14 protein-coding genes are annotated in these 13489 nt (G+C 70.6%); 7 read left to right on the top strand and 7 right to left on the bottom strand.

Going from position 1 to position 13489, the window contains the following annotated elements:
* Nucleotides 1–125: 125 nt before the first annotated feature.
* Nucleotides 126–2369, bottom strand: coding sequence for an LPXTG cell wall anchor domain-containing protein (locus ABEA10_RS41500; RefSeq protein ID WP_345473632.1), 2244 nt, complete (start codon nucleotides 2367–2369; stop codon nucleotides 126–128).
* A gap of 281 nt (nucleotides 2370–2650) precedes the next feature.
* Between ABEA10_RS41500 and ABEA10_RS41505 the strand changes: the two genes are divergently transcribed.
* Complete coding sequence (locus ABEA10_RS41505) at nucleotides 2651–2860, top strand: hypothetical protein (protein ID WP_345473634.1); 210 nt, start codon at nucleotides 2651–2653, stop codon at nucleotides 2858–2860.
* Between the two features lie 6 nt (nucleotides 2861–2866).
* Here ABEA10_RS41505 and ABEA10_RS41510 read toward each other — a convergent pair whose 3' ends face one another.
* From ABEA10_RS41510 to ABEA10_RS41520, 3 genes are all read right to left on the bottom strand, one after another.
* The gene (locus ABEA10_RS41510) at nucleotides 2867–3127 is read right to left on the bottom strand and encodes a hypothetical protein (protein ID WP_345473636.1); all 261 of its coding nucleotides are present in this window, start codon (nucleotides 3125–3127) and stop codon (nucleotides 2867–2869) included.
* Between the two features lie 419 nt (nucleotides 3128–3546).
* Complete coding sequence (locus ABEA10_RS41515; RefSeq protein ID WP_285581731.1) at nucleotides 3547–4206, bottom strand: potassium channel family protein; 660 nt, start codon at nucleotides 4204–4206, stop codon at nucleotides 3547–3549.
* Nucleotides 4206–4874, bottom strand: coding sequence for a potassium channel family protein (locus ABEA10_RS41520; protein ID WP_345473641.1), 669 nt, complete (start codon nucleotides 4872–4874; stop codon nucleotides 4206–4208). Before ABEA10_RS41520 ends, ABEA10_RS41515 begins: the two co-directional genes overlap by 1 nt.
* Before the next feature lie 170 nt (nucleotides 4875–5044).
* Between ABEA10_RS41520 and ABEA10_RS41525 the strand changes: the two genes are divergently transcribed.
* The 5 genes from ABEA10_RS41525 to ABEA10_RS41545 all read left to right on the top strand — a co-directional run bounded on the left by ABEA10_RS41525 (nucleotide 5045) and on the right by ABEA10_RS41545 (nucleotide 9326).
* Complete coding sequence (locus tag ABEA10_RS41525; protein ID WP_345473643.1) at nucleotides 5045–7081, top strand: APC family permease; 2037 nt, start codon at nucleotides 5045–5047, stop codon at nucleotides 7079–7081.
* Nucleotides 7068–8321: a class I SAM-dependent RNA methyltransferase gene (locus ABEA10_RS41530; protein WP_345473645.1), complete on the top strand. Its 1254-nt coding sequence runs from the start codon at nucleotides 7068–7070 to the stop codon at nucleotides 8319–8321. The genes ABEA10_RS41525 and ABEA10_RS41530 overlap by 14 nt, the downstream gene beginning before the upstream one ends.
* Before the next feature lie 193 nt (nucleotides 8322–8514).
* Entirely contained in the window at nucleotides 8515–8766 is a 252-nt protein-coding gene (locus ABEA10_RS41535) for a hypothetical protein (RefSeq protein ID WP_345473647.1), read from the top strand.
* Nucleotides 8767–8814: 48 nt separating this feature from the next.
* The gene (locus tag ABEA10_RS41540) at nucleotides 8815–9174 is read left to right on the top strand and encodes a hypothetical protein (RefSeq protein WP_345473649.1); all 360 of its coding nucleotides are present in this window, start codon (nucleotides 8815–8817) and stop codon (nucleotides 9172–9174) included.
* Nucleotides 9141–9326, top strand: coding sequence for a hypothetical protein (locus ABEA10_RS41545; RefSeq protein ID WP_345473651.1), 186 nt, complete (start codon nucleotides 9141–9143; stop codon nucleotides 9324–9326). The genes ABEA10_RS41540 and ABEA10_RS41545 overlap by 34 nt, the downstream gene beginning before the upstream one ends.
* Nucleotides 9327–9458: 132 nt before the next feature.
* On the opposite strand, the gene ABEA10_RS41550 is transcribed toward ABEA10_RS41545, so the two are convergent.
* Nucleotides 9459–10055, bottom strand: coding sequence for a TetR/AcrR family transcriptional regulator (locus ABEA10_RS41550; RefSeq protein WP_345473653.1), 597 nt, complete (start codon nucleotides 10053–10055; stop codon nucleotides 9459–9461).
* Nucleotides 10056–10158: 103 nt separating this feature from the next.
* On the opposite strand from ABEA10_RS41550, the gene ABEA10_RS41555 reads away from it, so the two are divergent.
* Nucleotides 10159–11130: an N-acyl homoserine lactonase family protein gene (locus tag ABEA10_RS41555; RefSeq protein ID WP_345473654.1), complete on the top strand. Its 972-nt coding sequence runs from the start codon at nucleotides 10159–10161 to the stop codon at nucleotides 11128–11130.
* A gap of 43 nt (nucleotides 11131–11173) precedes the next feature.
* Here ABEA10_RS41555 and ABEA10_RS41560 read toward each other — a convergent pair whose 3' ends face one another.
* Both ABEA10_RS41560 and ABEA10_RS41565 read right to left on the bottom strand, forming a co-directional pair.
* The gene (locus ABEA10_RS41560) at nucleotides 11174–12319 is read right to left on the bottom strand and encodes a glycoside hydrolase family 5 protein (RefSeq protein WP_345473655.1); all 1146 of its coding nucleotides are present in this window, start codon (nucleotides 12317–12319) and stop codon (nucleotides 11174–11176) included.
* A 39-nt stretch (nucleotides 12320–12358) separates the two neighbouring features.
* Nucleotides 12359–13285 (bottom strand): aldo/keto reductase, encoded by a 927-nt coding sequence (locus ABEA10_RS41565; protein WP_345473657.1) that lies wholly within the window; start codon nucleotides 13283–13285, stop codon nucleotides 12359–12361.
* Nucleotides 13286–13489 lie beyond the last annotated feature (204 nt).

Raw genomic sequence — 13489 nt, forward strand, 5'->3', positions numbered from 1 at the left:
TGCTCCCGTCTCCGGCGGACCGCCCGGGACCCCTCGTGCCCTTGCCGTACGGGCGGGGTTCCGGGCGGTCTCCCCGGTCGCCCGGGAACCCTCACGCACCCGTGCGCGGGGTTCCCGGGCCTCTTTCAGCTCTCCTCGCGACGCGTCCGGCTGAGCCGGTACAGCACCACGCCGGCACCGGCGAGGCCGAGGCCCGCCAGGGCGAACAGCGCCGAGGAGCTACCGGTGGTCGGCAGCTCGCTGCCCGGGGCCTCCCTCACCGGAACCGGACGCGCGGCCCGGACGTGGCAGGCGGCACCGCCGGCGCTCCCGCAGTGGAGCCCGTGCGGGTGACCGGGCGCCCCAAGGTTGTGCACCTGCGGGTGGTGCGGCCCGGAGCCGAGCGGGCAGACGAAGCCCGCGCCCTGCCGGACGCAGTCGCGACGTGCGCGGCCCGAGCCCAGCGGGTGGTGCGGGTGGTGCGGCCGGGCGAGCGGGTGGCGCGCGGCCTTGCCCGGACCGGTCAGCGGCGTCATCGGCGCGATGGTCTCGGGCGTGCTGCCCGGTTCCTCGTGCACGGCGGCCGGAGTCTCCTGCGCGCAGGACGAGCCGGCGGGCCGCTCAGCGATGGCCTTACCCGCCATCGGCTTGTCCGCCGCGGCGCACGGTGCGGTGTCGGAGTCGACCGGAGCGGCCGGGGTGTCCGATGCGGCCGGAGCCGCGGGTTCGGCGGCGGGTGCCGCCGGGACACCGGCGGAGTGCAGGCAGCCGCAGGAGCTCGGCCACTTCTGTGCGCACGGCGGGATCGCCGGCATGTCCGGCACGACGACCGGCTGTCCGGGAACGACCACCGGCCGGGCGGCCGTCGCGCCGCACGGCGTGGCGGCGGGCACCCCGGTCTTGTCCGTGGCCTTCTCCCCCTTGTCCGCGGCCGGAGTGGACGCCTTGTCCGTGGCCGGAGTGGACGTGCCGGCGGCCGGAGTGGACTTGTCGACGGCCGTGGCCGGCGCGGACTTGTCGGTGGCCGGCTGGTCGGCGTGCCCCACGGACGCCGTGGACGGCGCCGCCGCGGGCTTGCCGGCGGCGCACGGCGGCACCGCCACCGGGCTCTCCGGCACGATCACCGGGCGAGCGGGCAGGATGACCGGGCGGTCGGCCGCCGCTCCGCACGGTGTGCCGGCCGGCCGGTCCTGCGCCTGGTCAACCGTCTTGGCCTGCGCCTTGTCGGCGGTCTTGTCCTGCGCCTTGTCCGCGGTGGCCGTGGACGGCACGGCGGCGGGCCGGTCCTGCGCGGCCTGCCCGGCCTGGGCGCACGGCGGAAGCGACGCCGGACGCTCGGGCACCACGACCGGCCTGGCCGCGCCGCACGGCGTCGTCGCCGGCTCTTCGGCGGCCGTCGCGGACGGCGTCTGCGCGGAAGTGCCCGACCCGCTCTCGGGCCGGTCCTGCGCACCGGCGCACGAGGACGTCGCCGGACGACTCGGGAAGACGTCCGGACGTGTCGGCACCGCGCCGCACGGCGTCGAGGCCGGGACATCGGACCGGGAAGGACGGGCCGGGATGACCGCGTTCTCCGTCGGCAGGTCCGAGGTGGGCCGCTGCTGCGCGGCGGTGCCGCACCCGCAGGCCGCCGGATCATCCTGCTTGGCGGCGCAGGAGCCGAACTCCGGCTTGATCGGCATGGACTTGCCGGCGGTCCTGCCCGGCAGCGCGCCGAGCGAGCACGGACCATCGGCGGCGGGCGCCCCGATCGGGCTCCGTACGACGACGGACTCGGCGGTTCCCGGACCGTGCTCGGTCACCATGAGCGGGTACGGAAGCTCGTCCGCGGCCGTCTGCGGCGCGGCGCCGGTGTCCGAGCCGTCCGGTGAGACCTCGACCGGCGGGAAGGCGGCGAGCCGCCGTTCCGGTGTCGGTGCGTTGTGCCACGACACCTGGACGGGGTTCCGCAGCTGGACGTGCTCCTTCCGCGCCTTGCCGGTGCGGGCCGGCGGGACGACCGTGGCGGTGATGACCCCGTGCCGGGTCTTGCCCTGCGGGAGCAGGCCGATGTGGCAGACGAGCGGGCCGGCCTTACGCCAGTGGCACTTCGGCGGTGCGGCCAGCACCTTGAGGTTCTTGTCCGGTGTGGTCGTCAGGGCGACGTCCCGCGCCGGGACGGTGCCCCGGTTCGTCACCTCGAACGGCCAGTTGTAGGTCTTGCCCGGGACGATCGCCCCGCGTGGGCCCTTGGTGTCGACCACGACGTCGGCACGGCCGCGCGCGTGATCACGCGCGGCGTGCCCGCCGTGGCCGTGGCCGTCGTGGTCCCGGTTCGGAGTCGTACGGTCGTGCGCTCTCCCGGCTTTGCCGCCGGTCTGCGCGGACGCGCTACTCGTCACCTGCGGCATGACGGCGAAGCATGAGGCCGCCGCCACCGCGGTGATACTCCGGATTCCGGCACGCACGGCGCGGCCAGAAATGTCGATCATTCGTGTCCCCCGTGACCTGCTCAGACGCTGTTGTCAACGCCCCGTTGTAGCCGTCCCGGGAGGCGATCTCATAGCAGCGCGTCGGCGTGTCGTCACAAAGAGTGATGGTAAAAAACCGCCTGCACAACGAAGGCGCGTAACGCCAACGGCGCTCGGCGATAGTTTCCTTTGACGGCCTTTCGACCAAAAGGAAGAGACCAGTGCCCGAGAAAAAGGTCACCGCGGCAACTCTCGCCGGCGCCATCGTGACGATCCTCGTGTGGGTCCTGAGCCTGGCCGGCATCGACATTCCCGGCGAAGTGGCGGCCGCGATCACGACGGTCCTCGTCGCCGCCTCCGCCTACCTGACCCCCCACAGCCACCGGGCCGACCTCGCCCGCCCGGCCGGGGACACCCAGCCGTCCGCCTGACCCCGCTCAGAACCCGAGACTGTCCCCGCAGTCGACACTCGCGGAGCCGCCGGAGCTGCTGGCGCTCTTGACCAGTTCGCCGTCGACGCTGAGCGTGCAGGTCAGCTCGCCGGAACCTTTGCCGTGGGCGTTCACGTCGACGCTCTGGCCGTCATTGACGGTGAAGGTCCGGCTCCAGGGCGGCGACACCACCATGCGCCGGCGGTGGCCGTCCGGCGTGGTGAAGGAGACGGAGACGCGCCCGCTGCCGCGGAGGGCGAACGTCACCTTGTGCGCCTCGGGATGTTCGGGCGCCTCTTCACCGGGCTCGTCATCCGGTGGCGGTGTCGTGACGGGTGCGGTGGCACGGGGAGAACCGAATGCGGGGCCCGTCGCCGCCGGCGTGGGCGCCGATGACAAAGAATGGCCATTCGGTCCGCCCGCCGAATGGCCACCCGAAGAACACGCGCTGAGCGCCAACACCAAAACCACGAAGATGATCCGCATAGCCCTCTCCAAAACGCGCGCATCGCCGTACTGGAGTGACTACCGAGTGTAGCCGCCCGATGCCGGAGCGGCACCGGCGGCCTCCGGGGCGGCGAGACCCGCCGCGTACTGCCTGCCGACGACAAGGGCGACCCGCACGCGGCGGGCCGCCCTCGTGCGGCCGTCCGAGGATCCGGGACGGCCGCTTCGCGCGAATCGGGTCAGCGGGCCGAGAGCAGGTCCCCCAGCTCGTCCTCGACGTCCTGGTTGGCGACGAACATCAGCTCGTCGCCGCCCTCCAGCGTGTCGTCGGGGCTGGGCACCAGCACCCGGCCCTCGCGCAGGATCGCGACCAGCGCCGTGTCCTGCGGCCAGGAGACCGAGCCGACGAGCTGCCCGACGAGCGGCGCGTCCTCGGGCAGCGTCAGCTCGACCAGGTTGGCCTCGCCCTGGCGGAACGTCATCAGGCGCACGAGGTCGCCGACGCTCACGGCCTCCTCGACGAGCGCCGACATCAGGCGTGGGGTCGAGACCGCGACGTCCACGCCCCAGGACTCGTTGAAGAGCCATTCGTTCTTGGGGTGGTTGATCCGGGCGACGACGCGCGGGACGCCGTACTCGGTCTTGGCCAGCAGCGAGACCACGAGGTTGACCTTGTCGTCTCCGCTCGCGGCCACGACGACGTGGCAGCGTTCGAGCCCGGCGTCGTCCAGCGAGGCGATCTCGCACGCGTCGGCGAGCAGCCACTCCGCCTGCGAGACGGCCTCGACCTTGATCGAGCGGGGGTTCTTGTCGATGAGAAGGACCTCGTGGCCGTTCTCCAGGAGCTCCTGGGCGATGGAGCGGCCGACCGCTCCGGCACCGGCGATGGCGACCCGCATTACTCCGCCTTCTCCTCGGGCCGCTGTGACACGGCGTCGTTGATGCGCTCCATCTCGCTCGCGACGGCCATCACGTGGACCACGTCGCCGTCCTGGATGACCGTGTCGGCGTCGGGGACCACCGCCTCGCCCATCCGGTTGAGGAAGGTCACCCGGGTCTGCGCGGCGTCCTCGAGCGCGGACACCTTCGCGCCCACCCACTTGGGGTCGATCTGCACCTCGGCGAGCACGACCTCGCCGGTCGGGTCGCGCCACAGCGGCGCGGGGCCCTCGGGAAGGAGCCGGCGCAGCATCTGGTCGGCGGTCCAGCGCACGGTCGCGACCGTGGGGATGCCGAGGCGCTGGTACACCTCGGCGCGGCGGGGGTCGTAGATGCGGGCCACGACGTTCTCCACGCCGAAGGTCTCCCGCGCCACGCGTGCGGAAATAATGTTGGAATTGTCGCCACTGCTCACCGCGACGAACGCGGACGCCTGTTCGATCCCGGCGTCGACGAGCACGTCGCGGTCGAAGCCGAAACCGGTGACACGGCGGCCCTTGAAACCTCCGCGCAGCCGCCGGAACGCCTCAGGGCTCTGATCGATGATGGCCACGCTGTGGCCTTTATCCTCAAGGATGTGGGCGAGTGTCGATCCGACACGCCCGCACCCCATGATCACGATGTGCACGGTCGTCCTTTCCGGCGCCGTCCGGTCGGCTTGGCTCCGTCTTGACCTGAGAAACCTACACATGGCCGGACGCGGGGTAGAACTCCTGAACCCGTCCCTGGGTTCCACTGTTTTACTTGCCCATGCCACGATGGGTTTTCACAGTCCCGTTACCGACTACCATCACCGACGTGTCGAAGGCTCCCGACCTCGTCAAGAGGCTCCTGCTTGGCAGGGCGCTCCGCAGCGCCCAGCAGCACGAGCAAACCCTCCCCAAGACGGTCGCCCTGCCCGTCTTCGCCAGCGACGCGCTCTCCTCCGTGGCGTACGCGCCGCAGGAGATCCTGATCGCCCTCGGTATCGCGGGGCTGGCGACCTATCACTTCACCCCGTGGGTGGCCGGCGCCGTCGTCGTGATCCTTCTCACGGTCGTGGCGTCGTACCGGCAGAACGTCCGTGCCTACACGAGCGGCGGCGGCGACTTCGAGGTCGCCACCACCAACCTCGGCAGCAACTCCGGCATCGTGGTGGCGAGCGCCCTGCTCGTTGACTACGTGATGACGGTCGCGGTGTCGGTGTCCTCGGGAGTCGAGAATCTCGGCGCCCTCATCCACTTTCTCCAGCCCCACAAGGTCCTCGCCGCGATCGCCATCGTCGCGATTTTGACGATCATGAATTTGCGGGGAATCCGGGAGTCCGGGGTCGCCTTCGCGATTCCCACGTATCTGTTCATGTTCGGCGTCTTCCTCATGCTGCTGTGGGGTTTCACCCGCCTGGCGCTCGGCGCGCACCTGCACGCCGAGACTGCCGACCTCACCATCAAGGGGCACGAGGTCGGCGTCGCCGGCTTCGCGCTCGTCTTTTTGCTGCTGCGCGCGTTCTCCTCCGGCTGCGCGGCCCTGACGGGCGTCGAGGCGATCAGCAACGGGGTCCCGGCGTTCCGCAACCCCAAGGGCAAGAACGCCGCGACGACGCTGCTGCTGCTCGGTTCCGTGGCGGCCTCGATGTTCGCCGGCATCGTCGCGCTCGCGTACATCACCAAGGCCAAGTTCGCCGACCCGAACCTCGGCACTCATCTGGTCGACAAGGCCGGGCGGGACGTCTCGGACCAGGACCCGGTCGTCGCGCAGGTCGCCCACACGGTGTTCAGCAACTTCCCGCTCGGCTTCGCGTACGTGACCGTGATGACCGCGCTGATCCTCGCCCTGGCCGCCAACACGGCGTTCAACGGCTTCCCCGTGCTCGGCTCGGTGCTCGCCCAGAACCGCTACCTCCCCCGGCAGCTGCACACCCGGGGCGACCGGCTCGCGTACAGCAACGGGATCATCATCCTGGGCACCCTGGCGGGCCTGCTCATCTACGCGTACGACGCGTCGGTGACCGCGCTGATCCAGCTGTACATCGTCGGCGTGTTCGTGTCCTTCACCGTCAGCCAGACCGGCATGGTCCGCCACTGGAACCGCCTGCTGCGCACCGAGACCGACCGCGGCAAGCGCCGCCGGATGAAGACGTCGCGTGCGATCAACGCCTTCGGCGGCGTGGTCACCGGCATCGTGCTGGTCGTGGTCCTCATCACGAAGTTCCTGCTCGGCGCCTGGATCGCGTGCGTGGCCATGATCGTGCTGTTCCTGATGATGCGGGGCATCCGGCGCCACTACGACCGGGTCGCCACCGAGCTGGTCGTCACCGGCGAGGACGTCGCGCTGCCGCCCCGCAACCACGCCATCGTCCTCGTCTCCAAGATCCACAAGCCGACGCTGCGCGCCCTGTCGTACGCCCGGGCCACCCGCCCCTCCACGATCGAGGCGGTCACCGTCGCGGTCGACCCGGAGGAGTCCGTCGAGCTGCAGGAGGCCTGGGAGGCGCACGAGCTGCCGGTGCCGCTGAAGATCCTCGACTCGCCGTACCGGGAGATCACCCGGCCGATCCTGGAGTACGTCAAGAGCGTCCGGCGGCGCAGCCCGCGCGACGTCGTGACCGTGTTCCTGCCCGAATATGTCGTGGGACACTGGTGGGAGCACCTGCTGCACAACCAGAGCGCGCTGCGGCTCAAGACGCGCCTGCTCTTCGTGCCCGGTGTGATGGTGACGAGCGTCCCGTGGCAGCTCGCCTCCTCCGACCGCCTCAAGGGGCGCCCGGAGCCGGCCGCGCCGGGCGCGGCGCGCCGTCCGTACGCCGAACAGAACGCCGAATCGAAGGGGTCCCGTGCCGCCGGTGGAATCGTCTGAACCGATCGAGCTGCGGATCGACGCCGTCGCCAACGGCGGCTCGTGCGTGGCCCGGCACGAGGGCCGCGTCGTCTTCGTCCGGCACACCCTGCCGGGTGAGCTGGTGCTCGCCCGCGTCACCCAGGAGACCAAGCACTTCCTGCGCGCCGACGCCGTGGAGATCCTCGAGGCCTCGCCCGACCGCGTCCCGGCGCCCTGTCCGTTCTCCGGCCCGGGGCGCTGCGGCGGGTGCGACTGGCAGCACGTGGCGGTCCCGGCGCAGCGGGGTCTCAAGGCCGCGGTGATCGAGGAGCAGCTCCGCCGGGTGGCCGGAATCTCCCGCGAGGTGGTGGTCGAGGAGGTGCCGGGCGCACCGGACGGCCTCGGCTGGCGCACCCGCGTGCAGTTCTCCGTACGCCGCGACGGCGCGATCGGCCTCCGCCGGCACCGTTCCCACACGATCGAGCCGATCGACGAGTGCCTGATCGCCCACCCCGAGGTGGAGGCCCTCGGCATCGAACGCAAGCGCTGGCCCGGCGCGTCCGGCGTCGAGGCGATCGCCTCGGCCGGCACGGGCGACCGCCTGGCCGTCCTGTCCGCCCGGGGCCGCGCCCGCGTCCCGCGCATGGACGCGCCCGTACGGCTGGTCAGCGACCGCAACCAGGAGAAGCCACCGTTCGTCCGCGAAGACGTCGCGGGCCGGCTGTGGCAGGTGAGCGGCAGCGGATTCTGGCAGGTCCACCCGGGCGCCGCGCAGACCCTGGCCGACGCGGTCCTGGACACCCTGGAGCCCCGCCGCGGCGAGATCGCGGTCGACCTGTACTGCGGCGCGGGCCTGTTCGCCGGTGTCCTCGGCGAGCGCGTCGGCTCCGACGGCCTGGTCGTGGGCATCGAGTCGGACGCCCAGTCGGTCCGCGACGCCCGCTTCAACCTCCGCGACATGCCTCACGTCTCGGTGGAGCGCGGCGAGGTGGAGAGCGTCCTGGACGAGATCAGCTTCGGCCGCGGCAAGACCCGCCTGAACCGCGCCGACCTGGTCGTCCTGGACCCACCCCGCACGGGCGCGGGCCCGGAGGTGGTCAAGCGGGTCGCGGAGCTGGCAGGCCGCCGCATCGCGTACGTCTCATGCGACCCGGCCACCCTGGCCCGCGACCTGGCGCTGTTCGGCGAACAGGGCTGGACCCTGTCCGCCCTGCGCGCCTTCGACGCCTTCCCGATGACCCAGCACGTGGAGCTCGTGGCGACGCTGGTCAGAGGCTGAAATAGCTCTGGCCTACACCGTTACTTTTCGTAATCTTCAGGGAACCTCAGGCATCCTCGCGGATCTGCCGACCTCGTGACGCACGAGCAACGCACGATCTTGAAGGCCTCACCAAGCATCCGGAACGGTCGCTGGTCTGCGCCTTTCACGATGACGTGTACGCGATGTGCCTGCGCGTCCGGTGGTTGTGCCGGTGAGCACCGCCATGGACTACGGCCGCGCCGACGCGGAGCCCGAGCGGGCCTCGGCGGTCGACTGGGCGCGGGTCGCCAAACGCGCCATCCGCCTCATCGCCATCCACCACGCCATCGCAGGCATCGGCCTATTCGCCCTCGTGGTCCGCGAGGCCACGACCGTACGGCACTTCACCGACCCGCCGCCTCCGAGCGCGGGCGTTACGTCCTCTGCGTCACCGCATCCGGCCACCGCACATCGTCACCTCTGACGCACACACCCGCGTCCAACACGCACACCGCACAGAACGGGGCCCCTCATGCGCATCGCTCTCATTGTCACGGCGGCCTGCCTCGGTCTGGCCGGCTGCTCCTCGGCCGGTGGCACCGCCGAGCCGCCCGGCGCTACCGCCCCTCCCGACAGCGCACCGACAACCCACCAGGCCGCAGAGCCGCGTACCGATGCGGGCGTCCGCGCCGCCGCTCAGGAGGAGTTCGACAGCTACTCCTCCGGTGACTACGGCGGCGCCTGGGACGTTTTCTCTGCCGCCGGGCAGCGGGCCATCAGTCGGGCGAACTACCAGCGCCTGCTGAAGCTGTGCCCTCCGCTGGCGGAGGGGGTCCGGTTCAACATCGAAAGATCACCATGGACAGCAACCATTCGGCGCGCGTCCGCGTGACCCGCCTGATCGCCGTCATCACCTACCAGTTCGTCTACGAGAACGGCCACTGGCGCTTCCAGCCGCCCGCGGACAACATGCGGGACTACCGGACGAAGACCGTGCAGCAGATGGCGAGCGAGCACCGGGCGGCGGGCGCCTGCGCCTCGTGACGCCGGCTACCGGCGTTCGAAATCGATCAGGCTCGAAGGTTTGATCGGCCGTGGCACCGTGGTCGGCGCGGAAGGCATCGAGAGAGACGTCGGGTGCACCACGGAACGCTCTGGAGCCGGATTCGGCCGTTGTCAGATCGCGTTGAGGCCGGTCACGATCACCTTGGTCAGCCGGGTGAGATAGGCGTCGTCGACCTGGTCGGCGGCGAGGAGCAGGCGCATGATCAACGGTGAGATCAGCAGGTCGAGGGCGAGTTCGCGATCGAGGTCGGCGGACAGTTCGCCACGGTCGATCGCGCGGGTGAGCACCGTGGCCGCGGTGGTGCGGCGCGGCTGGGCCACCACGTCGTTCAGGGCGGTGGCCAGTTCGGCGGTGCGCGTGGTCTCGACCAGGACGTCCAGTGCGATCCGCCTGATCCGCGGATCGGCGGCCTGTTCGACGATCACGTCCAGGAACTTGCGCACATCGCCGGCCAGTGAACCGGTGTCCGGCACCTCTGGCAGGTTCCGGAGTATCGCGGCCTCGACCAGGTCGATCAGCATCGCCTGTTTGGACGGCCAGCGGCGGTACACGGCCGCCTTGCCGACCCCGGCCCGGCGCGCCACCGCGTCCATCGACATGCGCGCGTAGCCCGTCTCGGCGAGCTGGTCGAACATCGCACTGGTGATGGCGGCGGTGACGGATTCCTGGAGTATCGCCGCCCCTGCCGGTTGCCGCCCGTTCGACATGCTCGGAGCATACACGACGGAACGGTTGCGTTCCATCGTGAGCGCGACTAGGCTCCGAAAACGACGGAACCGTTCCGTTCCGTCGAAATCCGAAGGAGGCGCCATGAAGATCTACCCGCTGCGCATCGGCCGCACCAAGGTGCCGTTCGGCCAGTTCTACGGGGGCCTGCACGGGTTTTCGCTGCGTGAGTTCGCCGCGGACAAGGACCATTTCATCTGGGTGCCGATCCACGCGTACCTGATCGAGCACCCGACCGCCGGCCCGGTGCTGGTCGACACGGGGATCAGCCCGGAGCAGGTCGCGCACGTCGACTACTACCGCGGTTCGATCATGGAGCACGTGATGGACGTCGACGAGTACGACCTGCCGGCCGACCAGACCATGCCGGCGCAGTTGGCGCGACTGGGCTACCGGCCGCAGGACATCCGCGCGGTGATCATCACCCACTTCCACGAGGACCACGTCGGTCCGCTGAACCTGTTCGCGCACGCCCCGGTGTATCTGGGGGCGGCCGAGTACGCCGCGCGGGAGGAGAAGGTGTTCGGCCTGGTACCGCTGGCCTATCCGCCGTCGATCGCGGCGATCACCGACTGGCGGCCGATCGAGTTCACCGGCCCGGCCGTCGGCGGGTTCACCGGCTCGGCCGACCTGTTCGGCGACGGGAGCGTGCTCGCGCTGCCCACGCCCGGGCACAGCCCGGGCAGCACCAGCGTGCTGGTGGACCACCGGTTCCTGCTGACCGGGGACGCGATGTACACCATCCGGCACCTCGCGGTGGACCAGGTGCGGGCGATCCAGACCGGTGACGAGGGGCAGTACGTCGACTCGGTACGACGGATCCAATGGCTGCGCCGCCAATTTCCCGAACTGGTCATCCTCACCGCGCACGACCACACCGACTACGGCGCACGGCTGGTCGCCGGGCTCGCCGATGGCGAACTGTCCGATGCGGACCTGTCCTGGGCCAAGTCCTACGAGCGGGCCACCTTCGACGAACTGGCCAACCTCAACCCGGCCCGGCTACCGCGGTACGTACCGGCCGGGGACGGTGGCGGGGTCGGCCACGCGGCCTGACGACACTCGAGCGCGATCACCCTTCCGGCCGGGCCCCGGCGTTCTACGGGATCAGGCTGACCCAGGAGCGCCAGGCGTCGTTCTCGTCGACCATGCTGAACGGGCCGTTCCCGCCGTCGGAGTAGTACTCCCACCAGGCGTAGTCGATGCCCTTGGACTTGTAGAGCGCGACCTTGTCCTTGATGTACTGGTCGTGGCCGGTGGCGCCGTTGCCGATACCGAACTCCCCGATCCAGACCGGCATGCCCTGTTCCGAGGCCGTGTCGATCTGCACCTGCAGGTGCGCGGCGAGCGCGGCCTTGTTCGCCGGGTCGTAGCCGGTGGTCCCGTCGGAGGGGTTCGGGTCCATGCCCAGCCCGGTGGCGTCGTTGTAGCCGGCCGTGTAGCCGCTCTTCGAGGCGCCGTTGTAGTAGTCGTGAATCGACCAGATGAGGTTGGTGCGGCTCGTCGGGGTGAGGGAGGAGAACGACGAGGCGGGCACCTTCGCGTCACCGTACGACGGCTCCAGCATGATGCTGGTGACGACGTCCTTGGCACGGATCGCGTTCACGATCCGCGTGTAGTCCGACATCAGCCGCGCCGACCGGGTGGAGGTGCGGAACGGCTCGTTGACCGGGTCGTACGCCGCGATGGCCGGCTCGTCCTTGTACCGGTTGGCGATGGTCTGCAGGAAGCCCAGGCCGTTCTCGACGACCGCGTCCAGGCCCTCGGTCGTGTCGTCGGGGTCCACCCGCGCCCAGTCCGGCACGTGCTCCTGGCCGTCGGGGTCGCCGGACATGTGGACGCAGTCGAGGATGACGTACAGGCCGGCGGCCTTCGCCCTCTCGACCGCCGTGGCGAGGGTGTCGAACGCCGTCTCGTTCCACTCCGCCTCGGTCGGCTGGAACATGTCCCAGAACAGGACCATGCGGACCGCGGTGAAGCCCTTGGCCTTGATCGAGTCGTACGTGCCCTGGTCCCAGGTGTCCGTTTCGTTGGCGTCCCAGACCGGCTGGAGGTTCGGGCCGATCAACAGGTGCTGCGCACCGGTGGAGTCGACGAACGCGTGCGCGCTCGTGGCGTGCAGCCGGGTGAGCGCGGCGGCCCGCGCCGGTTCCGCAGCGCGGGGCGGGGTCCCGGCGACGGCCGTCGCGGAGGTACCGATCGTCAGGAGAAGTGCGGCGAGGGCGAATCCGGCAGATCGGTGCATGAACGCCTTCCCTTCCGGAGGACCAAGATCAGCAGGATCCTAGATCAGCTCCGGACCGGCCTCACTCCGCCGATCGTCGGACGAGAGGCGCGCCATTTCGTCGGCGGAGAGGCGCAGTGCGCCCGCGGCCACATTCTGGGCGAGATGGTCCGGATCGCCGGTCCCCGGAATGACCAGCACATGCGCACCCTGCTGTAGTGTCCACGCCAGTCGTACCTGGGCTGCTGTCGCGCCGTGCGCGCGTGCGACCGAAAGGACCTGGGGGCTGTCGCCGGTGCCGGCGCCGGCTTCGCGCCCTTCACCGGCGATGGTGAAGAAGGGCACGAATGCCACGTCCTGCTCTCCACAGGCGCGCAGCACGGCCTCGGCCTCGGGCGGTGCACCGATGCCGTAGGCGTTCTGGACGCAGACCACCGGAGCAATGGACTGCGCCTCGGCCAGGTGTTCAGGTGTGGCGTTGGAGACGCCCAGGTGCCGGATGAGACCGGCGTCGCGGAGATCGGCCAGCGCCCCGAAGTGCTCGGCGATCGACTCGGTCCGCCGGCTCGGGGGGATGCGCAGGTTCACCAGGTCAAGGTGGTCACGGCCGAGCTGCCGCACGTTCTCCTCGACCTGGCCGCGCAACTGCCCGGGCGTGGCCCACCACCACTCGCCCGAGGGATCCCGGCCCGGCCAGACCTTGGTGGCGATGACCAGGTCCTCGGGATACGGCGCCAGTGCATGGTTGATCAGCTCGTTGGCCGAGCGGCGTGAGGAGAAGTAGAACGCGGCCGTGTCGATGTGGTTGACGCCCAGCTCGACCGCGCGCCGGAGCACGCTGATCGACCGCTCGCGGTCGCTGGGCGTGCCGAGGTCGAAGGCGGCACTGCCCGTGAGGCGCATCGAGCCGAATCCGATGCGATTGACCGTCAGGTCACCGAGTTTCCAGGTACCTGCGGCCGCCGCGCCGCCGGTGTGCAAGGTCATGATCAGCAGTCCCCTCTCGCCGGAACGGCGAACGAGATCTCGACATCGGGCGCCCAGCCGGCGTCGACGAACGCAGCGTGCAGCCGATCGCGCCCGCGCAGGGCGGCCCTGGGCATGAAAAAAGCCTCCCCGACGGATCAGGAAGGCCTAAGCGATGACGAGATCATAGCGGGCCTCGGAGGCGGTGGTGCCGATAGCCCGGTC

Origin of the sequence: Actinoallomurus oryzae (assembly GCF_039541955.1) — a bacterium.
Taxonomy (GTDB): Bacteria; Actinomycetota; Actinomycetes; order Streptosporangiales; family Streptosporangiaceae; genus Actinoallomurus; species Actinoallomurus oryzae.

What these genes read in the sequence shown, in the direction of transcription:
- ABEA10_RS41500 (WP_345473632.1), bottom strand. Translation starts at nt 2,369, where the DNA reads ATGCCGCAGGTGACGAGTAGCGCGTCCGCGCAGACCGGCGGCAAAGCC.
- ABEA10_RS41515 (WP_285581731.1), bottom strand. Translation starts at nt 4,206, where the DNA reads ATGCGGGTCGCCATCGCCGGTGCCGGAGCGGTCGGCCGCTCCATCGCC.
- ABEA10_RS41540 (WP_345473649.1), top strand. Translation starts at nt 8,815, where the DNA reads ATGCGCATCGCTCTCATTGTCACGGCGGCCTGCCTCGGTCTGGCCGGC.
- ABEA10_RS41545 (WP_345473651.1), top strand. Translation starts at nt 9,141, where the DNA reads ATGGACAGCAACCATTCGGCGCGCGTCCGCGTGACCCGCCTGATCGCC.
- ABEA10_RS41550 (WP_345473653.1), bottom strand. Translation starts at nt 10,055, where the DNA reads ATGTCGAACGGGCGGCAACCGGCAGGGGCGGCGATACTCCAGGAATCC.
- ABEA10_RS41555 (WP_345473654.1), top strand. Translation starts at nt 10,159, where the DNA reads ATGAAGATCTACCCGCTGCGCATCGGCCGCACCAAGGTGCCGTTCGGC.
- ABEA10_RS41560 (WP_345473655.1), bottom strand. Translation starts at nt 12,319, where the DNA reads ATGCACCGATCTGCCGGATTCGCCCTCGCCGCACTTCTCCTGACGATC.
- ABEA10_RS41565 (WP_345473657.1), bottom strand. Translation starts at nt 13,285, where the DNA reads ATGACCTTGCACACCGGCGGCGCGGCGGCCGCAGGTACCTGGAAACTC.